Annotated in this window: 18 protein-coding genes and 1 pseudogene; 5 read left to right on the forward strand and 14 right to left on the reverse strand. The window is 73.2% G+C overall.

All coding sequences use genetic code 11. The features are described 5' to 3' along the window. Positions 1 to 188 precede the first annotated feature (188 nt). Together ACIGWZ_RS28330 and ACIGWZ_RS28335 are read right to left on the reverse strand one after the other, a co-directional pair. On the reverse strand, positions 189 to 1115 hold the full coding sequence (locus ACIGWZ_RS28330; RefSeq protein ID WP_400069485.1) for an NADP-dependent oxidoreductase: 927 nt from the start codon (positions 1113 to 1115) through the stop codon (positions 189 to 191). Positions 1116 to 1261: 146 nt separating this feature from the next. Continuing rightward, entirely contained in the window at positions 1262 to 1927 is a 666-nt protein-coding gene (locus ACIGWZ_RS28335) for a TetR/AcrR family transcriptional regulator (RefSeq protein ID WP_400069487.1), read from the reverse strand. 65 nt (positions 1928 to 1992) lie between these two features. On the opposite strand from ACIGWZ_RS28335, the gene ACIGWZ_RS28340 reads away from it, so the two are divergent. After that, positions 1993 to 3324, forward strand: coding sequence for an aldehyde dehydrogenase family protein (locus tag ACIGWZ_RS28340; RefSeq protein ID WP_400069489.1), 1332 nt, complete (start codon positions 1993 to 1995; stop codon positions 3322 to 3324). Between the two features lie 33 nt (positions 3325 to 3357). Here ACIGWZ_RS28340 and ACIGWZ_RS28345 read toward each other — a convergent pair whose 3' ends face one another. Together ACIGWZ_RS28345 and ACIGWZ_RS28350 are read right to left on the reverse strand one after the other, a co-directional pair. After that, the gene (locus tag ACIGWZ_RS28345) at positions 3358 to 5409 is read right to left on the reverse strand and encodes a DUF5107 domain-containing protein (RefSeq protein ID WP_400069492.1); all 2052 of its coding nucleotides are present in this window, start codon (positions 5407 to 5409) and stop codon (positions 3358 to 3360) included. Between the two features lie 107 nt (positions 5410 to 5516). Next, positions 5517 to 6422 carry an arginase family protein gene (locus ACIGWZ_RS28350; RefSeq protein ID WP_400069494.1) on the reverse strand — a complete coding sequence of 302 codons (906 nt, stop codon included), beginning with the start codon at positions 6420 to 6422 and terminating at the stop codon, positions 5517 to 5519. A 134-nt stretch (positions 6423 to 6556) separates the two neighbouring features. Here ACIGWZ_RS28350 and ACIGWZ_RS28355 point away from each other — a divergent pair, with 134 nt between their 5' ends. Next, the gene (locus ACIGWZ_RS28355; RefSeq protein WP_400069496.1) at positions 6557 to 6913 is read left to right on the forward strand and encodes a DUF6204 family protein; all 357 of its coding nucleotides are present in this window, start codon (positions 6557 to 6559) and stop codon (positions 6911 to 6913) included. On the opposite strand, the gene ACIGWZ_RS28360 is transcribed toward ACIGWZ_RS28355, so the two are convergent. The 4 genes and pseudogenes from ACIGWZ_RS28360 to ACIGWZ_RS28375 all read right to left on the reverse strand — a co-directional run bounded on the left by ACIGWZ_RS28360 (position 6894) and on the right by ACIGWZ_RS28375 (position 10338). Further along, on the reverse strand, positions 6894 to 7313 hold the full coding sequence (locus tag ACIGWZ_RS28360; protein WP_400069837.1) for a glyoxalase superfamily protein: 420 nt from the start codon (positions 7311 to 7313) through the stop codon (positions 6894 to 6896). The two genes, ACIGWZ_RS28355 and ACIGWZ_RS28360, sit on opposite strands and share 20 nt — an antisense overlap. Further along, positions 7305 to 7835: pseudogene (locus ACIGWZ_RS28365) on the reverse strand (GNAT family N-acetyltransferase); the annotation flags it as partial. The gene ACIGWZ_RS28360 and the pseudogene ACIGWZ_RS28365, both read right to left, overlap by 9 nt. Before the next feature lie 67 nt (positions 7836 to 7902). Further along, on the reverse strand, positions 7903 to 9378 hold the full coding sequence (locus ACIGWZ_RS28370; protein ID WP_400069498.1) for a CoA transferase: 1476 nt from the start codon (positions 9376 to 9378) through the stop codon (positions 7903 to 7905). Positions 9379 to 9438: 60 nt separating this feature from the next. Further along, positions 9439 to 10338: a DUF2867 domain-containing protein gene (locus tag ACIGWZ_RS28375; protein WP_400069838.1), complete on the reverse strand. Its 900-nt coding sequence runs from the start codon at positions 10336 to 10338 to the stop codon at positions 9439 to 9441. Positions 10339 to 10401: 63 nt separating this feature from the next. On the opposite strand from ACIGWZ_RS28375, the gene ACIGWZ_RS28380 reads away from it, so the two are divergent. The 3 genes from ACIGWZ_RS28380 (at position 10402) to ACIGWZ_RS28390 (ending at position 12627) form a co-directional block, all read left to right on the forward strand. Then, positions 10402 to 11007 carry a TetR/AcrR family transcriptional regulator gene (locus tag ACIGWZ_RS28380; RefSeq protein WP_400069500.1) on the forward strand — a complete coding sequence of 202 codons (606 nt, stop codon included), beginning with the start codon at positions 10402 to 10404 and terminating at the stop codon, positions 11005 to 11007. Positions 11008 to 11178: 171 nt separating this feature from the next. Beyond that, positions 11179 to 12393 (forward strand): cytochrome P450, encoded by a 1215-nt coding sequence (locus ACIGWZ_RS28385; RefSeq protein ID WP_400069502.1) that lies wholly within the window; start codon positions 11179 to 11181, stop codon positions 12391 to 12393. Positions 12394 to 12432: 39 nt separating this feature from the next. Then, complete coding sequence (locus ACIGWZ_RS28390; protein WP_400069504.1) at positions 12433 to 12627, forward strand: ferredoxin; 195 nt, start codon at positions 12433 to 12435, stop codon at positions 12625 to 12627. 45 nt (positions 12628 to 12672) lie between these two features. On the opposite strand, the gene ACIGWZ_RS28395 is transcribed toward ACIGWZ_RS28390, so the two are convergent. The 6 genes from ACIGWZ_RS28395 to ACIGWZ_RS28420 form a co-directional block, all read right to left on the reverse strand. Next, positions 12673 to 14514, reverse strand: coding sequence for a CocE/NonD family hydrolase (locus ACIGWZ_RS28395; protein WP_400069506.1), 1842 nt, complete (start codon positions 14512 to 14514; stop codon positions 12673 to 12675). A gap of 200 nt (positions 14515 to 14714) precedes the next feature. After that, the gene (locus tag ACIGWZ_RS28400; protein WP_400069508.1) at positions 14715 to 15647 is read right to left on the reverse strand and encodes an LD-carboxypeptidase; all 933 of its coding nucleotides are present in this window, start codon (positions 15645 to 15647) and stop codon (positions 14715 to 14717) included. Then, entirely contained in the window at positions 15644 to 17707 is a 2064-nt protein-coding gene (locus ACIGWZ_RS28405) for a prolyl oligopeptidase family serine peptidase (RefSeq protein ID WP_400069510.1), read from the reverse strand. The genes ACIGWZ_RS28400 and ACIGWZ_RS28405 overlap by 4 nt, the downstream gene beginning before the upstream one ends. 184 nt (positions 17708 to 17891) lie before the next feature. Continuing rightward, positions 17892 to 19271: a M20/M25/M40 family metallo-hydrolase gene (locus ACIGWZ_RS28410; RefSeq protein ID WP_400069512.1), complete on the reverse strand. Its 1380-nt coding sequence runs from the start codon at positions 19269 to 19271 to the stop codon at positions 17892 to 17894. Beyond that, the gene (locus ACIGWZ_RS28415) at positions 19264 to 20097 is read right to left on the reverse strand and encodes a M55 family metallopeptidase (RefSeq protein WP_400069514.1); all 834 of its coding nucleotides are present in this window, start codon (positions 20095 to 20097) and stop codon (positions 19264 to 19266) included. The genes ACIGWZ_RS28410 and ACIGWZ_RS28415 overlap by 8 nt, the downstream gene beginning before the upstream one ends. A gap of 147 nt (positions 20098 to 20244) precedes the next feature. Beyond that, the gene (locus ACIGWZ_RS28420; protein WP_400069516.1) at positions 20245 to 22569 is read right to left on the reverse strand and encodes an FtsX-like permease family protein; all 2325 of its coding nucleotides are present in this window, start codon (positions 22567 to 22569) and stop codon (positions 20245 to 20247) included. Between the last annotated feature and the right edge of the window lie 3 nt (positions 22570 to 22572).

Below are 22572 nucleotides of genomic sequence, written 5' to 3' on the forward strand. Positions count from 1 at the left end.
AGCCCGCTACGAGGACGACCCTCCGCCTTGCGATCGCACGCACCAGACGCCGCCAGCCCCGCCCTCCGGGCGGACGACAGGACTTTGCGGACACCACCTAGGCGAGCCGTCCCGGCAGGTCGGTGACGGGGTCCGGGGCGGGCGGATGAAGCCCGCCCCGGACCCCGTCGGCGGCTACCGGGCCGGTGTCAGGACGAGACCTCCAGCACGATCTTGCCGCGGGACCGCCCCGACATGCTGCGCCGGAACGCCTCGGCCGCCTGGGCCAGCGGGAAGGTCGCCTCGACCGGCACCACGAGCTTCCCGGCGTCCGCCAGATCGGCGAGCGCCGTCAGATCGGCGGTGTCCGGGCGCACCCACACCAAGTGGCCGCCCTTCGCCTGGACCTCGCCATCGGCGATGGACACCAGCCGGCTGCGGTCCTTGAGCAGTCGCTGCGAGACGTCCAGGACGCCGTCGCCGACGAAGTCCAGGGCCACATCCACCCCTTCGGGCGCCAGCGCCCGCACCCGGTCCTCCAGCCCGTCGCCGTACGTCACCGGCTCGGCGCCCAGGGACCGCAGGAAGTCGTGGTTGCGCTCGCTGGCCGTGCCGATGACGCGGGCGCCCTCGGCCACCGCGATCTGCACGGCCAACGAGCCGACGCCACCCGCCGCGGCATGCACCAGGACCGTCTCGCCCGGCTTCGTGCCGACCCGCTTGAGCGACTGATAGGCCGTCAGCCCGGCGAGCGGGAGCCCCGCGGCCTCCTGCCAGCTGAGCGCGGCGGGCTTGCGCGCCAGGGTCCGTACCGGCGCGGCGACCAGCTCGGCGTAGGTGCCGTGCTGCACCACGTCCTTGCGGACATAGCCGATGACCTCGTCGCCGACCTTGTACTCGGTGGCATCGGCGCCGACCGCCTCGACCACGCCCGATACATCCCACCCCGGGATCAGCGGGTAGTGGGCGTACATGATCGCATCGAGATGGCCCTCGACGATCTTCCAGTCGACGGGATTGACGCCGGCCGCTCGGACCCGGATCAGGACGGAATCGGGGCCGACCTTCGGGTCCGGCTGGTCGGTGTATTCGAGGACCGAGGGACCGCCGGAGCTGTTCACGCTGATTGCCTTCATGGTCCGTCACAACCCGTGATGCACCGCGATCATTCCAGGGTCGCGCGAACTCTCTCCCAATGGCGTACACCGGCGCGCCGCGGGCGGGCGCGGTGGGGGCGCGGCCGGAGCGGGAATCGGCGGGAGCGGTCCGGCCGCGCCCGCCGTCAGCCGGCCGGGGCGCCCAGGGCACGCAGCAGGAACGGCAGGAGTTCGCGGGTCATCGCCGCGCCGGAGGAGGGGGTGGCGGGGCCGTCCGGGGCGGTGCGGTGTGCCGCGTCCGGGGTCAGGAACAGTCGGCTGACCATCGAGCCGACGACCAGGTCGGCCAGGACGTGCGCGTCGTCGAGCGGTGCGATGTCGCCACGGTCGACGGCCCGGCTGACCACGGTCGCCGCCCGGTCGCGGACCGGCTGGATGATGGCGGTGTCCAGGACCCGGGCCAGCGCTTCGTTGTGCGCGGCCTCGCCGATCAGGACGTGCAGCAGCCGGCCGCCGGGACCCTCCAGCGTTTCGGCCTTGTCGCGCAGCAGCGCGGCCAGGTCCCCCGCGAGGCTGCCGGTGTCCGGCTGCGGACCGAGGTCGCTCGCCCAGCGGACGGCGGTGCCCACGACCAGGTCTTCCTTGGAGCGCCAGCGGCGGTAGAGCGTCGCGGTCGACACCCCGGCCCGCTTGGCGACGGCGGCCGTGGTCAGCCCGCCGTAGCCGCTCTCCTGGAGGACCTGGACGGTCGCCTCCAGCAGCGCACGGTCGCGGCCCTCGTCACGGGGCCGCCCGCGGGCGGGCTGCCGGGCGGCGGGTGCGCTCTGACTGCTCTCGGTGCGTTCGGCCACACCGGGAGTCTACCGGCCCACTCAATACGAAACGAAATGTTTTCGTTTCGTGTACGGTCGAGGGCATGGCATCGCACACCCTCCCCACCACCGACCTGGAAGCCGCCGCCGTCGTCGGCCGGCTCCGTACCACCTTCGCCACCCGCCGCACCGCCTCACCGGCCTGGCGGCGCGGCCAGCTGCAAGCGCTGCGGACACTGCTCACCGAGCAGAGCGACGCTCTCGTCGCCGCACTCCGCGCCGACCTCGGCAAGGGCCCCGAGGAGGCCTACCGCACCGAGATCGGCTTCACCCTCAACGAGATCGACCACACCCTCGCCCACCTCGACGAGTGGCTGGCGCCCCGCCCCGCGCAGCTCCCCGGCCATCTGCTGCCGGCGACCGCCCAGGTCGTACGGGAGCCGCTCGGCGTCGTCCTGGTGATCGCCCCCTGGAACTACCCGCTGCAACTGGCGCTCGCGCCGCTGGTCGGCTCCCTGGCCGCGGGCAACTGCGCCGTGGTCAAGCCCAGCGAGCTGACCCCGCGGACCTCCGCCGCGCTCGCCCGGCTGCTGCCGCGCTATCTGGACGACGAGGCGGTGGCCGTCGTCGAGGGCGCCGTGCCCGAGACCACGGCCCTGCTGGAGCAGCGCTTCGACCACATCTTCTACACCGGCAACGGCACCGTCGGCCGCATCGTGATGGCGGCCGCCGCCCGCCACCTGACCCCGGTGACGCTGGAGCTCGGCGGCAAGAGCCCGGTCGTCCTGGACCCGGGTACGGATCTGGCCGCGGCGGCCCGGCGGATCGTCACCGGCAAGTTCCTCAACGCCGGCCAGACCTGCGTCGCGCCCGATTACGTCCTGGCCGTCGGCGAGACCGCGCGGGCCGTCGAGCCGCACCTCGCCGAGGCGGTACGCGAGGCCTACGGGTCCGATCCGGCGACCGCCGAGGAGTACGGACGGATCGTCAACGAACGGCACTTCGACCGCCTCACCGCCCTCCTGGACAGCGGCCGCACGGTCATCGGCGGGGAACACGACCGGGCGGCGCGCTATCTGGCGCCCACGGTGCTCGCCGATGTCCCGCCCGACGCCCCGGTGATGCAGGAGGAGATCTTCGGCCCCGTCCTGCCGATCGTCTCCGTGCCCGACCTGGACGCGGCCATCGCCTTCATCAACGACCGCGACAAGCCGCTGGCCCTCTACGCGTTCACCGACTCCGCGAGCACCAAGCAGCGCCTGCTGACCGAGACCTCCTCCGGCGCCCTGACGTTCGGCCTGCCGGTCGCCCATCTCACCGCCCCCGACCTGCCGTTCGGCGGCGTCGGCGAGAGCGGCACGGGGCGCTACCACGGGGAGTACTCCCTCGACACCTTCAGTCACAGCAAGGCGGTGCTGGACAAGCCGCTGGGGTGACGAGCGGGCCGGACGGAGCCCGCCCGGCCCCTCTCACACCGGCCGCATCCGGAACTCGTACCGCTCCGGCAGCGGGTGCTCGGCGCGGGCCCTGGCCCGGACCTCGTCCGTGACCGGGCCGGACCCCGCGACGAGGCGTTCGGCGATGGCGTACCAGGTGTCGCTGAGGGTCTCGTCGCCCTCCCGCAGGTCGGCGATCTCGAATCCGGCCTCGAAGACCGCGCGGGCGGCGGCCGGTTCGCCCTCGGCCAGCAGAACCTGCGCGGTCAGCAGCCGGAACCGGCCGGCGGCCAGGTCCTCCTGACGCAGGTGCGCCATCAGGTCGCAGGCCTCGTCGGCGCGCCCGACGGCGAGCAGCGCCGGGACCGCCTCCCGGGCGAGCGCGGGCAGCACCGACCGCCAGATACGCGTGGCGGTGCCCTCGGACGCCAGCGACTCGGCGAACCGGGCCGCGCAGCCGAACGCCTCCGCGTACCGTTCGGCGGCGCGTTCCGCATCGCCCGCCTCGGCCTCGGCGACGGCCAGGCAGTACAGCGGCAGCGCGTCCAGCGACAGCCGGCCGCCGCCGGCCGCCAGCGCCCGCTCCCAGCTGCGGACGGCCTGGGCGCGGTCGCCGGCGTGCCACTGGGCGAGGCCGAGGTGATAGTCGGTGGCCGGGCCCGGCAGCGCCGACTCCAGCAGATCGCGCCAGGCCGGGGCGACCAGCGCCGGGCCGGGGACGGGGCCCTCGGGCGGCAGATCGCCGGTCTTGAGCAGCGTCAGCCAGGGCCGCTGCTCCGGGCCGAGGGTCCCCTCGTCGAACGGTGTACCGGGCAGGTCGAGCCCCGCGCGGGCCACTTCGAGCGCGCCCCAGCCGGAGCCGGTGGCCAGCGCCCCCTTGGGTTCCTGGTCCGCGTACGGCCGCCAGGCGGCGTACGCGGCCTCCACATCGGCCCGCGGCAGCGCCGCCTCCAGCCGCGCCGCGACCTCGCCACGCGCCGCGCCCCAGTCGCCTCCGTGGACCGCATCGGGGTCGGCGGCCAGCGGCCCGTACGCCTCCAGCCACGCGAACTCGCCGCCCGCGTCCAGCGGGACATGCTCCAGCTGCGTACGGGCCAGACCGGCCTGGATCTCGGCGTAACCACCGGTGCCCGGCTCGGTGAGCCACTCCTGCCAGCGCCGCCCGGCCCGCCCCGCGCCCCACAGGAAGAGCTTGCGGCCGCGCAGCGTATCGGTGGAGGTCTGCACCAGGCCGCGGCCCGCGCCGTCCAGGGAGGCGATCCAGCGGCGTTCCCCGTCGGGGACCTCGTAGAAATAGTCTGCGGGGAACTCGCTGCGGAGCGGGTAGGTCCGGTCGGCGCCGTCGGTGTCCGGGACCGGAACGCGCCGCAGGGTCCGTTCGTAGCCGAAGTGCCAGGCCTCGTCGGCGGGGGCCAGCACCCGGGTGCGCTCGTCCTCCGGGACGGCGATGTTGGACCACCAGTAGACCGGCACGGTGTGGTGGTGCGGATTGCGGATCCGGGCGCCGACGTAGAGGAAGTCGGAGCCCTCGGGGAGCCAGAGGTCCACCTGGAACGGCAGATCGCGCAGCCGCTCCCATTCCCACAGCCGGAGCATCTCACCGCCGTCCGGCGCCGGGACGCGGGCGGCGTGCAGCGGGGCGCAGGAGAGAGTGGTGTGCCCCGTGGCGCCGATGTTCCATTCGATCCCGCCCGAGAACCAGGCGCCGTTGAGGGCGAAGTTGGCGGGCTGGAACACGGGGTTGCGGTAGAGGAGTTCGCGATCGGTCGGCTTGTGGTACAGGGAGTACACCCGGCCGCCGAGGCCGGGCAGGACCGTGGCGCGCAGCCGGTCGTTCTCGAGGACCAGCGCGTCCAGGTCCGTGCCGCGGCGGTCGCGGCCGTAGTCGTCGCGCTGCCGGGTGGGCAGGATCGAGCGCAGCGGCTGATAGCCGAGCTGACGTGCCATGGCGGCGGGCAGGCCGGCGTCCCCGGGGGTCTCGATACGGTGCGGGTCGCGGCCGGCGCGCAAAGCCGGGAGCGGGTTGTCCGGGCCGATGGGGGCGGCGGGAAGGGTCAGGGTGGTGCGTCGCACACTCGTGGCCACGGCTGCCTCGCAGGGTTGGACCGGGCCACCTCGGCTCCGGCGGCCTCCTGTTGACCATGGAACCGCGTCGGCGCCCTTCTGAACAGGGCTTCTTGCGGCAGGCGGGGTCAGGGTTGCGCAAAGACACCCTCGAGGAGATCGGTGAGCAGCGCCGCCCCGGTACCTTCGGGGTCGCGGTCCGGGTCATAGATGGTGACGTTGAACCCGACGCAGCGGGGCGAGGCGGCCAACGGGGCCAGCAGGGCGCGGAGTTCGTCGACGAGCAGGCCGCCGGGGTCGGGGCTGTCGACGGCCGGCATGACGGACGGGTCGAGGACGTCGGCGTCGAGATGGATCCAGAACCCGTCCAGCGGCAGCTGCTGGAAGTGGGCGAGGACCTCGCGGGCCACCGTGTCCGGGCCGCGCCGCCGGATCTCGCCGACCGCGGTGTGGCGGATGCCGAGGCCGGTCAGCTCCTCCTGGTCCTCGTCCACGTCCCGGATACCCAGGAGGCACACGTCCTCGTCCCGGACGTACGGCCGCAGCCCCTCGATGTCCGTGAGGTCCGACTGGCCCCGCCCGGTGATCTGCGCGACGCCCTCCCCGGCCGCGGCGCCGACCGGGCCGGACACCGCCACATTGCCCGGGTGCCGGAAGTCGCCGTGCCCGTCGAGGTAGGCGACGCCGTAGCGCCCCAGCCGCCGCAGCGCGAGCACGACGCCGAGCAGAATGCTGCAGTCCCCGCCGAGTACCACCGGGAAGGCGCCGCTGCGGACCTGCTCCTCGACGCGCGTGGCGAGCTTGCGGGTGTACGCGGCGAGCGCGGCGGCGTTGAAGTCGCCGTCGCCCTCTTGCCATTCCCCCAGGTCGTAGCGCGGCGGGACCACCACGCCGCCCTCCAGTGCGCCGAGCCTGCGCAGCAGCCCCTGCTCGCGCAGCGCGCCGGCGAGCTTGTAGCAGCCGGGGACGGTGCCGGGCGCGGGCGGCCGCAGACCGAGGTTGGACGGGGCATCGATCAGTATCGTGCGACGCATACGGCGATCTTCGCACGGACGTACGGAAATAATGCCGGGCGTCGGCAGATCCGTCGAAATACCCTGACGCTCCGGTGCATCGACGCGCCGGTATGCAGCGGAAGTCGACACCGCACCGATGGAGACCCCCACCCATGGAGACGACGGCACCGATGACCACGACCCGGCACACCTACCGCGTGATCGTCCGCGGCACATGGGACGGCCTGACCGCCGAGTCCCGGGCGAAGCTGCTCGCCGAGGCCGACGACCACGGGCTGGCGCAGCTGCGGTTCACCGCCGAGGGCTCGCTGGCGTACGACACCCCGCTGCGCTCCTTCACCTACCGCTACGTCATCGTCTCGGACGCGGCGGACGGCGTGGAGATGGCCGCGGCGCTGGCCGAGGACAAGGCGGAGACCGCGCTCAAGGAGGCGGGCCTGGGCTACCGGGAACTGCGGTCCACGGCCACCGACATGGACACGATGAAGATCAACCGCAAGAAGCGGTAGCGCTCTTCGCCTCGGGGCCCGGCGGCTCGTTGAAGCGCAGGCGGTTGCCGAACGGGTCGGTGAGGGTCAGCGAGGTGCCGATCTCGTCCTGTTCGAGGCCGGGACGCAGATATGGGTAGTCCTTGGCGGCCAGCTCGGCGTGCAGCTCGCGCACCCCGGTCAGCTCCGTATAGATGGTGGAGCCGGGGCTCGCATCGCCGTGGTGCTCCGACAGATGCAGGACGAGGGCGCCGCGCGAGACCTGGGTGTACAGCGGCATGCCGGGTTCGAAGCGGTGCTCCCAGTCGACGGTGCAGCCGAGGTAGTCGACATAGAACTCGTGGGCCTTGGCGACGTCGAAGATCCGGAAGACCGGGACCGTACGGCCGAAGGCGGGCGTCGTGGCCGCCCCGCTGGTGATCGCCCAGCGTTCGTGGTCGCGCCAGGCGCCGTCGATGAACAGGAAGTCCGGGGAGTAGCCCTCCAGCAGGAAGCCGGCGCGGCGGACCAGGGCGAGGGAGGCCGTGTTGGCCGGCTGGATGTTGACCTCCAGCCGGTGCAGGCCCAACTCCGTGAAGGCGTGGTCCAGTACGAGCCGCAGGCCCTCGCTCATCAGGCCGCGCCCGGCGGCGTGCGCAAAGGCGCCGTAGCCGATGGCGCCGCAGCGGAAGGCGCCGTGCACGATGTTGTTGATCGTCACAAAGCCCGCGATCCGGCCGCTGTCGTGCTCACAGACCAGGAAGCCCTCGCGCACCGGTTCCTGCAGGCGTTGCAGATAGCCGTCGTAGTCGGCGTCGGTGGTGGGCGGGAACAGCCAGGGGTGGTGCAGCCGGGTGCTCTCCCGCGCCAGTGCGGTGAACTCGTCCCGGTCGGCGGCGGTGAAGGGGCGGATGCCGACCCGGGGACCGTGGGCGAGGTGGTGGTCGTGAGCGTTGGACGTCATCGGGAGATCGTACGGAGGGGCGGCGGAGCGGGGCCAGCCACCCTGCTCCCCGCTCCGCCCCGCCTCCTCAGCGCCACACCGGCGCGTCCTGCCCGCACCGCCCCGGCGGCGTCGCCCAGGTCAGCGGGCCGCCGTCGAACCGGACCGGCGGCAGGGCGTACCGCAGCCGCCCCACCGGGCTGTCGGTGTCACGGAGGTAGCGCTCGACGTCGTGGTCCGGCGCGGCCGGTCCGGTCGGCGCGCCCGCCCTCCGGCCGTCGTCCCGGCCCGCTCCCCCCAGGCCGTGCACCAGCCACCGCGCGGTACGGGCGAGCGCCAGCGTCGCCACGCCCGAACCCCCCGTCCGGGACCGCTCGGTCAGTTTCCGGAGCACCGCCGCCGCCAGCAGATACCCCGTCCCGTGGTCCAGCGCCTGCGCGGGCAGCGCGCCCGGGATGCCGCCGCGCCCCGCTCCGCCGCCGCTCGCGGTCGAGCCCTCGGACGCCGGGCCCGCGTCGGCTTCGATCGCGGCGATCCCGGTGGCCACCTGGACCAGGCTGTCGAACCCCCGGCGGTCGCCCCAGGGCCCGTCGCCGCCCCAGGCCGAGACGCGGGCGACGACCAGCCCCGGGCGGCGTTCGGCCAGGGCCTCGGGGGCGAGGCCAAAGCGGTCCAGGGCGCCCGGACGGTAGCCGGTCACCACGACGTCCGCGCCGGTCAACAGCGCTTCGAAGGTCGCGCGTCCGGAGCGGGAGGCCAGGTCCAGGAAGGTGGAGCGCTTGCCGAAGCCGGTGTCGCTGTGGGCGTCCTGACTTTCCGGCAACTGAGGGGCGTCGATGCGCAGGACGTCCGCGCCGAGCAGCGCGAGCGTACGGGTGGCGACCGGCCCGGCGAGCACCCGCGTCAGGTCCAGCACCCGCAGCCCGGCCGCGGGCAGCGCGGGACCCTCGGCGAGCGGCGGCAGCGGGCGGGGCGGGGTGCCCGCGTCGAGGGTGTCCAGGGTCAGCAAGGGGTGGGCGGCAACCGCGACGCCCTGGGGATGGGCGGCCCACTCCTCGGGGGTGCGGGCGGCGATGGCCAGCCCGCCCGCCGAATAGACCGTCTCCTGGACCTCCTCGGCCCGGCGCCCGGCGAGCTCGGCCCGGACCTCGGCCGGCCCGGCGCTTTCCGGGAGGCCGAGCGCGCGCAGCAACCGGGCGCGGTGGTGCGGGTAGTTGGCGTGGGTGCGCACCCAGCCGTCGGCGGTGCGCCAGAAGCGGGAGAGCGGGGCGAACGTCGAGGGCGCCCGGCCGTCGATCCGCACCAGGCGGTCGCTGAGGAAGGCGGCGGCCACCGCTCCGTCGTCGACCCGTACGGCGGGCACCGGGCCGCCGTTCCGCTCCGCCGCCAGCTCCGCCGCCGCGAGTGCGCAGACCGCGACCGTGGTCCGGGCCAGCGCCATGACGGGGAGCCGGGCCGGCAGCAGACCGGGCGGCCCGCCGTAGGTGAGGCGCTCCGTGAGGGCCGGGTCGCCGCCGAGCACCGTCCAGGCCAGGTCCGTATCGCCGTGCAGTCGTTGCCTCATATCGGCAGTGTGGCACTGAGTGCCATCAATCTGCCATCAACCTGCCAACAGGGGCCGCCGCTACGCCCCGGCCCCGGCCCGCTCCCGCTGCCCCGCGCTCGGTGCCGCCAGCGCCAGCCGGCGGTGTGTGCGGCGCAGCATCAGGCGCGCCATGAAGGGGTGGACGTGCCGTACGAGGGCGAAGTAGAGCCGGCCGGAGAGGTGGTGGGTGCGGACGACCGTACCGAGGGTGACCTGGCCGTTCGCGAGGAGGAGCGAGGCGCGGAAGTCCAGGTGCCGGGCATCCTTGCCGAGCAGGATCTCGCCGCCCGCCCGCCCCACGACCGGGAAGGACGCCCCGCGCAGCACGCCCTCCCAGGCCGCCGGGTCCGCGGGCATTCCGGGTGGCAGTGTCATCTGCCAGGCGTCCTGGAAGTCCGTGCGGGGGAAGGCACTGCGGGCCAGCCGCGCCTCGGCGGGGAGGGCGACGGCCTTCGGCCGCTCCCACTGCAGGCGGTGGAAAAGCCGCACCCGGGGCGACCGGCGGACCGGGGTACGGACGCCTCCGGTGGCCGCCAGCTCGATGTTGTCGAGGAGCTCCTCGACGACGGTGCCGTGGACGGCCTTTATCGCGGCGTACCACAACAGCCTTTGCCCGACCCGGTGTCGGCCTTCCAGGACGTGCTCGACGCGGCAGCTGTCCGGGCCCAGGGGGTGCACGCTGACCTCGTGGAAGCCGGACGGGCCGGGGGTGAAGTCGAAGCGGATGCGGCGGCCGGGCTCGTAGGCGGTGACGCGGTAGCGGACGAAGCCGTGCCCGCCGTCGGCGCCGACGGCCAGCGGCCGGTCGAAGCGCATCGGCGGCCAGGCGGGGACCGGGAAGAGCGGATCGCGGTCGCCGCCGACCCGGTCGATCAGGGCACCGACGACGTCGGCCGGGGCGGCGACGGTACGGGCATGCACATCGCGGACGGTTCGCAGCAGGCGGATCGGACGCATCCAGCACCTCCATACGGTGGCGTATGTTTGACCGTACGGTAGCGTATGGTCATGGCGCAACAGCGAGCGGGACGGCCCCGCACCACCGGCTCCCGGCAGCGACTGACCGCACGGGACTGGGCCGATGCCGCACTGGCGGCGATGGACGAGGGCGGGCTCGCGGCGGTGGCCGTCGAGCCGCTGGCGACCCGGCTCGGCACCACGAAGGGCAGCTTCTACTGGCACTTCACGAACCGCGACGCCCTGATCGAGGCCGCGCTGCAGCGCTGGGAAGAGGTCGCCACGGAGGCCGTGATCACCGAGATGGAGACGGAGTCCGACCCCGAACGGCGGCTGCGCGGACTGCTCCTGCGGGCCACCGAAGCGTCCGCCGCGTCCCCCCTGGAGATGTCGCTGCTGGCCACCGCCACGGACCCCCGGGTGGCGGCCGCGCTCACCCGCGTCACCGAACGGCGGATCGGCTATGTCGCCGCGCTCTTCGCCGAGTTGGGCTTCACGGAGACCGAGGCACGGCGCCGCGGCCTGCTCGCGTACAGCGCCTATCTCGGGCACACCCAGCTGGGCCATGCGGTTCCGCAGACGCTGCCCACCGGCGCCGCACGCACCCGCTATCTGGACGCGGTGCTCGACACCCTGCTGCGCAAGGGGTGACCGGGGCCGGCCGGCTCGCGGACGGCCCGCATCCGGCGCTGCCGAACCGCACCAAGTTGGCCGGACTGCGCGTAGACATACACCGTAGAGAGGCTTGAAGTGGGAATCGGCGGGCCGACCGCCCTCTGCACCACACCAGCACCTCACGCCCCTCGTACGGGAGGCAGTTCGATGACCGAGGCAACGACCGGGTCCCCCTCGTCCGAGGCGATCCCCTTCCCTCAGGACCGCCGCTGTCCCTACCACCCGGCCGCCGGCTATCAGCCACTGCGCGAACAACGGCCGCTGTCGCGCGTCGCCTTCTACGACGGCCGCCAGGTATGGGCGGTAACCGGCCACGCCGAGGCGCGGGCGCTGCTGACCGACCCCCGGCTGTCGTCCGACCGGAGCAACCCGGCGTTCCCGATCCCGGTCGCGCGCCTCGAGGGACTCCGCCGGACCAAGGCCCCGCTGCTCGGCGTGGACGACCCGGAGCACAACACGCAGCGCCGGATGCTGATCCCCAGCTTCAGCGTCAAGAGGATCGCCGCGATGCGGCCGGAGATCCAGCGGATCGTCGACGGCCTCCTGGACCGGATGCTGGCGCAGGGCCCGCCCGCCGAGCTGGTCTCGGCGTTCGCTCTGCCGGTCCCCTCGATGGTGATCTGCTCGCTGCTCGGCGTCCCGTACGCCGACCACGAGTTCTTCGAGGAGGAGTCCCGCCGGATCCTGCGCGGCCGTACGGGCCAGGAGGCGGAGGAGGCGCGCGAGAGCCTCGAGGAGTACTTCACCGCGCTGATCGCCCGCAAGCAGAAGGAATCGGGCGACGGACTGCTGGACGAGCTGATCGCGGACCGGCTGCGCACCGGGCACCTCACCCACGAGGAAATGGTCCGGATGGCCATGATCCTGCTGGTCGCGGGCCATGAGACCACCGCCAACATGATCTCGCTGGGCACCTTCGCGCTGCTCGAACACCCCGAACGGCTCGCCCAGCTGCGCGCACAGGACACTCTGATGCTGCCCGCGGTCGAGGAGCTGTTGCGCTTCCTGTCCATCGTCGACTTCCTGCTGCGGGTGGCGACGGAGGACATCGAGACCGCCGCCGGGACCATTCGCGCAGGTGACGGGGTGGTGTTCCCGACGTCGCTGATCAACCGCGACGACACGGCGTACCCGGCGCCGGACGACCTGGACTGGAGCCGCAGCGCGCGCCACCACGTGGCCTTCGGGTTCGGCATTCACCAGTGCCTGGGCCAGAACCTCGCCCGCGCGGAGATGGAGATCGCGCTGCGGTCCCTGTTCTCCAGGATCCCGGATCTGCGACTCGCCGCGCCCGCCACCGAGATTCCGTTCAAGCCGGGTGACACCCTGCAAGGCATGATCGAGCTGCCGGTGACCTGGTAGACGGCGCCGGTGGCAGCGGACGAAGGAAAGGGGTCCGGGATGCGGATCGCCATTGACCAGGACTTGTGTATCGGCGCCGGCCAGTGCGCCCTGACCGCACCGGGGGTGTTCACCCAGGACGACGACGGCTTCGGGCAGGTGCTGCCCGGCCGCGAGGACGGCGCGGGCGACCCGCTCGCACGCGAGGCCGCCCGCGCCTGCCCGGTGCAGGCCATCACCCTGACGGACGCCTGAGCGCGTCCCTTCCGGCTCTTCTCCCTACGGCAGCCACCCCATCCGCTACCGCACCGGCCGGCCTTCCCCCAAGCTCCCTCGGGTGACGGGAAGGTCGAGGACGCCGGTGTCCTCGGGGGCGCTGGTGACCGTCACCGGCTTCACGCCGCGATTGCCCGCATAGGCGGTGTCGCTCGCAGCGATCACGAAGCGCAGGCGGTGCCCCGGCTCGTAACGGTGCACGATGCCCGGGAGTTCCACGGTGAACTTCCGGGTCACATCGGGAACCCGGGCCGGGGCCACCAACCGGTGCACCAGCGTCTTCGTTCCGTCCGGCGCGACATCGTAGAGCTTCGCGAAGAGCACCAGCTTGTCGGCCGCATCGGCGGAGTTCTGCACCCGCTCGGTCCTGGGCGAGACGACCTTCAGCGTCACCTTGGGCGCGCCCACCACCTCCACCGGACGGCCCGCCACCGGGGCGGACGTCCAGTCCAGATACGTGCCCTTGATGTCGTAGGGGGCGGGGTCCGGCAGACCGAGCAGCCCGGCCAGCGAGCTCTCCGAATGGCTGGTGGGCACCCGCAGATTGCGGTACTCCCGACTGCCGCGCACCACCTTCCTGCGGTTGTCGACGAGCTTGCCGTCACCGGAGAGATACAGCTTCTGGCCGTCGCCCGCGGGGAAGGTGCGCGAGGTGGCATAGGCGGACCCCTCGCTCACCCAGTCCCGGTAGTACGCGAAGGCGGGGCCGGTGTCGGTGCCCTTGCGGTGCTGGAGATAGCGGTCGAACCAGGCGAGGATCCGCCGTCCGACATAGCTGGTCTCCAAGTTGCCCTTGCCGAGGTCGAGTTCGCCCTTCGCCGGGTCCTTCATCCCGCCGCTGTGGCCCCAGGCCTGCCAGATCATCTTGGCCGGGGTGCCGTGGGCGGTGAGAGTGCGGTAGGTGGCGGTGGCCTCGTTGAGGTTGAAGAGGGTGTCGGCCTGGCCCTGCACCAGCAGCGTGGGGGCCTTGACCGACTTCAGATACGCAACGGGCGAGACGCTGCGGGCGTACGCCAGCATGGTGGCGGTCCGGTCGGCCGGGTACCTGCCGGAATCCAGCAGCCGCTTGGTCTCGCAGGCCGGCGCCACGAAATGCAGACAGCCCGCGCCGCCCAGCCGCGACGGGTCCAGGCTGGGGTTGAGCAGCCCCTGCGCCTCGCCGATCAGGAAGAACCCGTTGGTCCACTGGTACTTGTACGCACCGGGCACCGCTCCGCCCCCGGCCGTACGGTCCGCGTTGTTGGGGTCGAGGGAGTACGAGAGATCGTTCCAGGTGATCAGCGGGACCAGGGCGTCGACGCGGTGGTCGACCGAGGCGGTGGCCATCTGGATCGCCCCGCCGTACGAGCCCCCGATCATGCCGACCCGCGGATCGCCCTTGCCGTCCTTGGTGACGTAGTCGACGCGGGTGCCGTCGTCGGACGTCCGGGACCCCGCCAGGACGTCGACGAGCCGGCTCGCGGCGCGGCCGTCGGCCTGGGGGTCATCGAGGGAGATCGGGCAGCCGGACCTGCCGAACCCGAGGCCGGAGTAGGCCAGTGCGACATAGCCGCGGGCGGCGAAGGCCTTGGCGGTGGCGTCGGTCGAGCCGTCCGCCTTGCTGCCCCCGAAGCCGTTGGTGGTCAGTACGGCGGGCGCCGGGTGCGCGGCATCGACGCCGGCGGGGCGGTAGAGGTCGGCGTCCAGGGTGCAGTTGCGGTCGCCGGCGCGGACGGTCACCTTCAGCGCGGTGACGGTGTACGGGTCGGTGGCGAGCGCGCTCGCGGGGGCGGCCAGGACGAGGGGCGCGGCGAGGGCGGTGCCGGCCAGCAGGGCGAGAGAAGTGCGGAGTACGGGGCGGGACACGGCTCGGGACACGCTGGGCACGGATGACCTCCACAAGGACAGCCGTACCAACCAGTCGGTAACGGCGCCTCATGTTGTGACACGAGTAACTGACGTGTCAACGCTCCTGACAGGAGTTAATGACGGAAAGTCAGTTGGCTGTCCTCTCCGGTCAATTCATGGCCGTACGCGGCCAGTTCACTGCCTTCCGACGTCGGGAAATGTCGCAGTCCCCCAGGCGTTCAGGTCAGCGCCGGCGTCTCGAACATCAGCGTGCCGGCCGTCGCATCCAGCTCCGCCCGTACCCCCAGGGGCAGCGTCAGCGCCGAGTCGCCGTGCCCGAACCCGAACTCCTCGGCCACCGGCACGCCCAGCCCGCCCAGCCGGTCCACCAGCACCTCCCGCACCCGGTCGTACGGCCCGCAGCCCGCCCAGGAGCCGAGGACGATTCCGGCGACGCCGTCCAGCCAGCGGGCGCGCAGCAGTTGGGTCAGCGCCCGGTCGATGCGGTACGGCGACTCCCCCACGTCCTCCAGCAGCAGAAGGCCGCCCGCCGCTCCGGGCCGGGCGTGCGGCGTGCCCAGCTCCGTGGCGAGCATCGTCAGACAGCCGCCCACGGTGATCCCGCGGGCCCGCCCCGGCACCAGCGGCCGGGCGGAGGCCGAGACCACCGTACGGACGGACTCCGGTGCGAACAGCGTGCGCCGCAGCGCCTCCCGCGTGGCGTCGTCCTTGAGGAACACCTCTCCCGCGACCGCCGGGCCGTGCAGCGTCGCCACCCCGGCGCGCACCGCGAACGCCTCGTGCAGCACCGTCACATCGCTGAAGCCGACCAGCGGTTTGGGGGCGGCGGCCCGGATGGCGGCCCAGTCCAGCAGATCCACCATCCGCTGGGCGCCGTAGCCGCCGCGCGCCGCGAACACCGCCTTGACCGACGGGTCGCACCACGCCTCCTGGAGATCGCGGGCGCGGTCCGCATCGGCGGCAGCGAGATAACCCAACGCCGGGTGAGCACCCCGGACATGGGGCGCGGCCACCGGGTCGAGGTCCCAGCCACGCAGCACATCCAGCCCGCAGTCCAGCCGCTCCGGCACGATCGGACCGCTGGGCGCGACGACCGCCACCCGGTCGCCCGGCCGCAGGCGCGGCGGCCGGATCGCCCTCGTTACCGTCATGTGCGCAGCTCCAGTACCGGGATGTCGTCGCGGGTGAAGCCGAAGGTCTGGGCGTAGAGGGACAGTTCGGCCTCCACCGCGCGGACGATGGTCTCCGCGCGACGGAAGCCGTGGCCCTCACCGGCGAAGGCGAGATACGCATGCGGTATGCCGCGCCCGGTGACCTCGGTGAGGAACCGGTCGCACTGCACCGGCGGGCAGATCACATCGTCCATGCCCTGGAGCAGCAGGAACGGCGCGGCGATCCGGTCCGCGTGGTGCAGCGGCGAACGCTCGCGGTAGCGGTCGGGAACCTCGGCGAACGGGCCGACCAGCGATTCCAGATACTGCGATTCGAAGTCATGGGTCCCACCGGCCGCCCAGGTGGCCAGGTCCAGGATCGGGTAGCTGATCGTGCCGCAGGCGTAGACGTCGGTGGCGGTGAGCGAGGCGGCGGTCGTCCAGCCGCCGGCGCTGCCGCCGCGGATCGCCAGCCGCGCGCGGTCGGCGCTGCCCTCGTCGGCCAGCGAGCGCGCGACGGCCGCGCAGTCCTCGACGTCCACCACGCCCCACGCGCCGCGCAGCCGCTCGCGGTACTCCCGGCCGTAGCCCGTCGAACCGCCGTAGTTGACCACGGCGACGCCGATGCCGCGGGAGGTGAAATACGCCAGCTCCAGGTCGAGCACCAGCGGGGAATGGCCGGTCGGGCCGCCGTGCGCCCACACCACGTACGGCGGCAACTCGCCCTCGGGGCCCACATGTTCGGGGTGGTGCGGCGGATAGATGTGCGCGTGGACGTCCCGGCCGCCGGGGCCGGTGAAGGTGCGGATCTCCGGCGTGGGGTAGTAGGCCGGGGCCACCGGGTCGGTGTGGCCGGCGGCGATCACCCGGGCGCGGCCGGTGCAGGCGTCCAGCTCGACGATCTCGTGCGAGCTGTGCGGGCCGGCGGCGATGCCGATGATGCGGCTGCCGTGGACGGCGAGGCTGGAAGCCCATTCCGTCCAGGGCCCCACCGAGTCGACCAGCTCACCGGAGACCGGGTCGAGAATGCCCAGGGTGGTGGTGCCACGGCCGTGGATGACGGCGAGGGTGCCGTTCTCCAAGGGCAGGAACCAGCGCTGCCCGACGGTCCACAGCGCGCCGCCGAACTCCTCCTGCCGCGCCGGGCACAGCGCCCGCCCGGCCGCCGCCCCGGCGTCCTCCCCCGATCCCGGCTCGGCCCGGCCTGCGGGACCCCCGCCGTCGGGGTCGATGCGCCGCGGCTGCCACCAGCCGCCGCGGTCGGAGACGAAGAGCAGCGTGCCGTCGGCGGCCCATTCGATCTGCGCGACCGATTCCCCGGCCCCGCCGCCGCCCGGCGTGCCGGGCCCAAGGTCCCCGACCAGCGGCCGGACCTCGTCGAACTCCCCCTTGGCGGTGATCCGGGCCAGCATCACCAGCGTGCCGTCCCAGGGCATGTGGGGATGGTCCCAGGCGATCCAGGCCACCCGCCCACCATCCGGCGAGACCCGGGGACCGGTGACGAAACGGTGTCGGTCATCGCTCAACTCCCGTACGGACTCGCGATGTTGGGCCGCGGATCCGTCCAGCGGCACGGCGGCGATCACCCTGCGCACATCCGTAGGCCGGTCCCCGGTGAACTCCTCCAGCACGCACCACACCTCGCCCAGCTCCGGGCGCAGTACGGGGTCGACCCAGCGCAGGCCGTCGCCGACCTCGGACAGCGGGGTGAGCGGGCGCGGGGCGCCGCCGCCGTCCGGCTCGTAGGCGTACAACCGCTGGTCGGCGAAGTTGCTGAAGACCACGAGGGGGCCGCGCTCGGTGACCGTACCGGCCCAGGGCTGACCGCCGTACTCCAGTACCCGGCTGCGGACGTTCCAGGGCTCGGGCAGCACCGACCACACCGCGCCGTCCGGGCGTCTGCGGACCAGTGCCCGCCGGCCGCCCTCAGCGGGCCGCGGCTCGGTCCACCAGACCTCGTCGCCGACCACGCCGACGAAGGCCAGACGGCCGTCATGGGCGGCAACCGTCCGGGCGTCGATCGGGGACGGCCAGGCGCCGTAGGGGGCCGTGGTCACCATGCTGACGTTCCTCCTTAGCCGGACACCACCCTGGTGCCCGCCCTCTACCTGCCCACTTGCTGCCGTCTTGCGGTCTTGTTCCTGCTCCGCTCGTGCCCTGCCCGTGCCCTGCTCCTTCTCTGCTCCTTCTCTGCGCCTGCCCTGCTCCTGCCTTCGTCCAGCCGCAGTCTGCCCGCCCGCCGTCCTAAGCCTGTCTCAGGAAGTCGTCGAGTACCCGAACGCCGAAGTGCAAGGCCTCGACCGGCACCCGCTCGTCCACGCCGTGGAACAGCGCCTGATAGTCGAAGCCCTCCGGCAGCTTGAGCGGCGAGAAGCCATAGCCGACGATGCCCAGCCGGGAGAACTGCTTGGCGTCCGTGCCACCGGACATGCAGTACGGGACGACATGGCCCTGCGGGTCGAACCGCTCGACCGAGGCCCGCATCGCGGCATAGGTCGGGGAGTCCAGCGGGGCCTCGAGGGCGACCTGGCCGTGGTGGTAGTCCCAGGTCACCTCGGGTCCGGTGAGGGCGTCCATGGTCGTACGGAACTCGGCCTCGCCACCGGGGACGACCCGGCCGTCCACATAGGCAAGGGCGCTGCCCGGGATCACATTGACCTTGTACCCGGCCTCCAGCATCGTCGGGTTGGCGCTGTTGCGGACCGTCGGCTCGACCAGCTTGGCGCACGCTCCGAGCTTGCTCAGCAGCGCATCGATGTCGACATCGGGCGCCGCGACATCGACGTCGATGGCGTGCAGCGCGGCCAGTTCGCGGAGCGCGGCCCGTACGGTCGGGGTGAGCCGGACCGGCCAGCTGTGCTCGCCGATCCGCGCCACGGCGGCGGCCAGCCGACTGACGGCGTTGGCGTGATTGACCTTGGAGCCATGGCCTGCCTGCCCATGGGCGGTCAGCTTCAGCCAGGCCGTGCCGCGCTCCCCCGCCGCGATCGGGTACAGCCGCATGCCGCCGCCCGCGTGGAAGGTGAACGCCCCGGACTCGCTGATGCCTTCGGTGCAGCCCTCGAAGAGCCCGGCGTGGTGGTCTGCGAGGAATCCCGAACCGTCGTGGGCGCTGGCCTCCTCGTCCGCGGTGAAGGCCAGCACGATGTCGCGCCGCGGCCGGACCCCCGCGCGCGCCCACTCGCGGGCGACCGCGAGCACCATGGCGTCCATGTTCTTCATGTCGATCGCGCCGCGGCCCCAGATCACGCCGTCGCGCACCTCCCCGGAGAACGGGTGCACGCTCCAGTCGGCGGGCTCGGCCGGCACCACGTCCAGATGGCCGTGCACCAGCAGGGCATCGGCCGACGGGTCCGTGCCGGCGATCCGGGCGACGACGTTCGTACGGCCCCTGGTCCGTTCGAGCAGCGTCGGCTCGAGACCGGCCCCGGCCAGCCGCTCGGCGACATACTCGGCGGCCGGGCGCTCCCGGCACGCGCCGTCACCCGCATTGCTCGTATCGATACGGATCAGCTCGGAGGTGAACTGCACGACCTCGTCCAGTGCCTGCCGGCTGACGGGATCGACGGGGGCGGCGGAAGCGGTGTGGCCGGGTCTGCTGCGGTCGGCCTGATGGTCAGCCATATTGTTCCTCCACGGCGGACGAGACGACGGTGGTGACCGCCTTGAAGCACCGGATGGCTTCGTACATGTTCTGACTGGTATACGCGACGCGGCGCTCTCCGCTGCGCTCCACGCCGGGCACGCACGTCGCCGCACCCACCAGATGCTCCGCGTCGAATTCCATCTCGAAGCGGTACGGACCGCGCCGCACCGGCTCGTGCCGCACCGCCAGCGCCGCTCCCGACCGCGCCGCCGCCCGGATGTCGGCCGCCGTCCGGGCCGGGGGCCGGCACACCGCGGCATAGCGCGACACATAGTCCTTGACCGCCACCCCGGGCGCGTCCGGCGCATACCCGAGCGCGTCCTGACAGGTCCGGTCGTCCCCGGTGACCAGCACCACCGGCACCCCGTATTCGGCCACCACAAGGGAATTGAGATACCCCTCGCTCGCCCGGGTGCCGTCGACCCAGACCCCGGTGAGCGAATTCGCCAGATACGTATGGGCGAGGACCCCCTCCGTCCCCGCGCCGGTGTGATAGCCGACGAAGGCGATCCCGTCGACATCGCCATGCTGGACGCCCTCGACCATGCTGAGCGATTTATGCCGCCCGGTGAGCATCTGCACCCGCTCGTCGAGCTGCTCCAGCAGCAGATTGCGCATCGTCCAGTGGGCTTCGTTGACGAGCACCTCATCGGCCCCGCCGTCGAAGAACCCGACGATCGCCGCGTTCACATCGGAGGTGAACATATGCCTACAGCGCTCCCACTGCGGCGTCCCCGGCAGCACATCGGCGGGCCAGGTCACGCCCGTTGCGCCTTCCATGTCCGCGCTGATCAGGATCTTCATGCCTCGTCACGTTACGCGGCCTCGAACACCCGGGCCAGGCCTGTGGATAACTCCGGAGGTCCAGACCAGTGAAGCTCTACCCGACTGGGTCAGCGGGCGGGACGGGGAGGTGGGGCGGGGCGGGAGGGCGGGGTGAGCGGCCCCCGCCTACAGCCCCGCGCTCGCCGAGTCCGCCAGTCGGCGACGCGCCACACGAACCGCCGGCAGCAACGAGACCGCACCCGCGACCAGCACCGCGCCCGCGTCGACCAGCACCAGGGTGCGCAGCGCCGGGCGCTGGGCGATTCCCGTGCCCCAGCCGCTGATACGGCCCTGGAGGTCGATGAGCCATTCGGCGGCGGAGACGCCGAGTACGGTGCCCAGCAGGACGGCGGCCAGGGCGATGAAGACGGTCGCGGCGACGATCACGGCGGCGATCTGGCGTGGGGTCAGGCCGACGGCCCGCAGGGCGAGGAGGTCGCGGCCGCGGTCGCGTACTCCGGCGGCGACCGTGGTCGACAGCTCGGCCAGGCCGATCAGTACCAGGACCGCGATCAGGCCGATGATGACGGCGCGGACGGCGGAGAGCTGATCGGCGGGGTTGGGGATCTCGCGTACTTCGATGCGGCCGGCGGACGCGTCGGTCAGGGCGTCGCGGACCGTGGCGGGGTCGGTGCCGTGGTGGAGGACCAGGTTGTAGAAGTCGGGGTGCAGCGCCGTGGCGCCGTCGCGGAGGGTGTCCAGGGCGGTGGAGATGACCCGGCCGCCGTCGGCCGGTTCGATGCTGCGGCCGACGATGTGCAGGACGTGCGGCTGTCCGGCGACGGTCATCCGTACCCAGTCGCCGACCTGGGCGTCGAGGAGATCGAGCAGGCCCTGCCCGGCGATCGCCTCGTCGGGGCCGTGGGCGGCGCGTCCCTCCACGAGGGTGAACGGGTAGGGGTGCGCGTCGGTCCCGAGGCCGCGCAGGGTGATGGTGCCGGTCTGGCCCGGTACGAGGGCCTGGACCTCGGCGCCCGGGTAGGCGGTCACCTGGGGTTGTGCGGTGAGGAGTCCGCGGAGGTCCCGCTCGCCGAGGCTGTCGGAGCGTGCCGTGAGGGCGGCGGGCAGGCCGACGTGCTCGGGGTGGGCGGTGAAGCGGTTCACGGTGGCCCAGGCGCCGAGGGCGATGGTGATGAGGAGGAACGGGACGGCCAGCCGGGCCACCGCCGACGCGGAGCGCAGCGGGCGGTGGAAGGCGCCGCGCCAGCCGAGTACGACGGCCGGTGGGATACGGAGGCCGAGCGCGCGCCGGGTGGAGCCCGACACCCGGCGGCCGGAGGGGACGGCGGCACGGGCGACGGGCACCGGTGGGACCCGTCCGGCCCGCCACGCGGCCAGCCAGGTCGCCGAGCCGATGAAGACCACCACGCCGGCGGGGACGGCGAAGAACAGCCAGGTGTGTTCGGGAAGGTCCTGCCACAGGGCCAGCGCCTCACCGATGCGGCCGGGGGCGAGCGGGCCGAGCGTCGGGGTGAGCAGCGCGCCGAGTGCGCCGCCGAGCAGCGCGAAGCCCAGGTGGAGGGCGAGGAACATGCGGACCACCTGGCCGGGGGTGAAGCCGATGGCCTTGAGGACGGAGATGTCCCGCAGGTGCCCGCGGACCCGGGTGCTGATCGCGCCGCCCACCGCCAGGGCCGCGGCGCACAGCGCGCCCAGGCCGAACAGGGCGAGCAGCCGCCCCAGGAGCTGGTTGTCGCCCGCGGCCTCGGCCTTGGCCTGCCGCCAGGTGGAGACGTCGGTGATCTGGTCGGCGCCGAGCCGGGTGACCGCGCGTTGGACGACGTAGTCGGTGTCCGCCGGGTCCGCGAGGCGCAGGCCGATGGTCCGGCCGCGCTGGTCGGGGCCGGCGTCCGAGGCGGCGAGCGTGGCGGGCAGTACCCAGGCGACGCCCGGTGTCTCGCCCGCGCGGAAGCCGGCCTCGGCGGTGTCCGCGACGCCCACCACCCGCAGGGGCGCGCGGAAGCCGCTCAGCGCGAGGGAGTCGCCCGGCTTGGCCCACATCGCGCGGGCCACCGAGCTGTCCAGGACGATGCCCCGGTCGGTGCCCGCGGCGGTGCCCCTGTCGGTGGCCGGGTCGAGCCAGCGGCCCGCGGCGATCTGCGGGACGGCGGTGGTGGGCAGCGCCGGTGCGCCGCGCAGCTCCAGCGTCGCCTTGGAGCCGCCGAGTCGGAGGCTTGCGGTCGTGCGGACCGTACGGAAGGGGCCGGATGCGGCGCGTACCTCGTCCAGGCGGGCCAGTGAGGCGGCGGGCGCGTCGGCCTGGGTGTGGATCCAGACGTGGGCGCCGGAGGACTGGGTGAAGACCCGCTGCCAGGGGTCGGTGGCGTAGGCGAACAGGGCGGTGGCCAGCAGCAGCGAGACGGTGATCCCGGCCGTGGCCAGCACGATGAGCACCGCGGCCGCGCGGTGCGCTCTGAGGTGTGCGTGGGTCCAGCGTGCCGCCGCTCGCACGCG

Origin of the sequence: Streptomyces sp. NPDC053427, assembly GCF_044544985.1 — a bacterium.
Classification (GTDB): domain Bacteria; phylum Actinomycetota; class Actinomycetes; order Streptomycetales; family Streptomycetaceae; genus Streptomyces.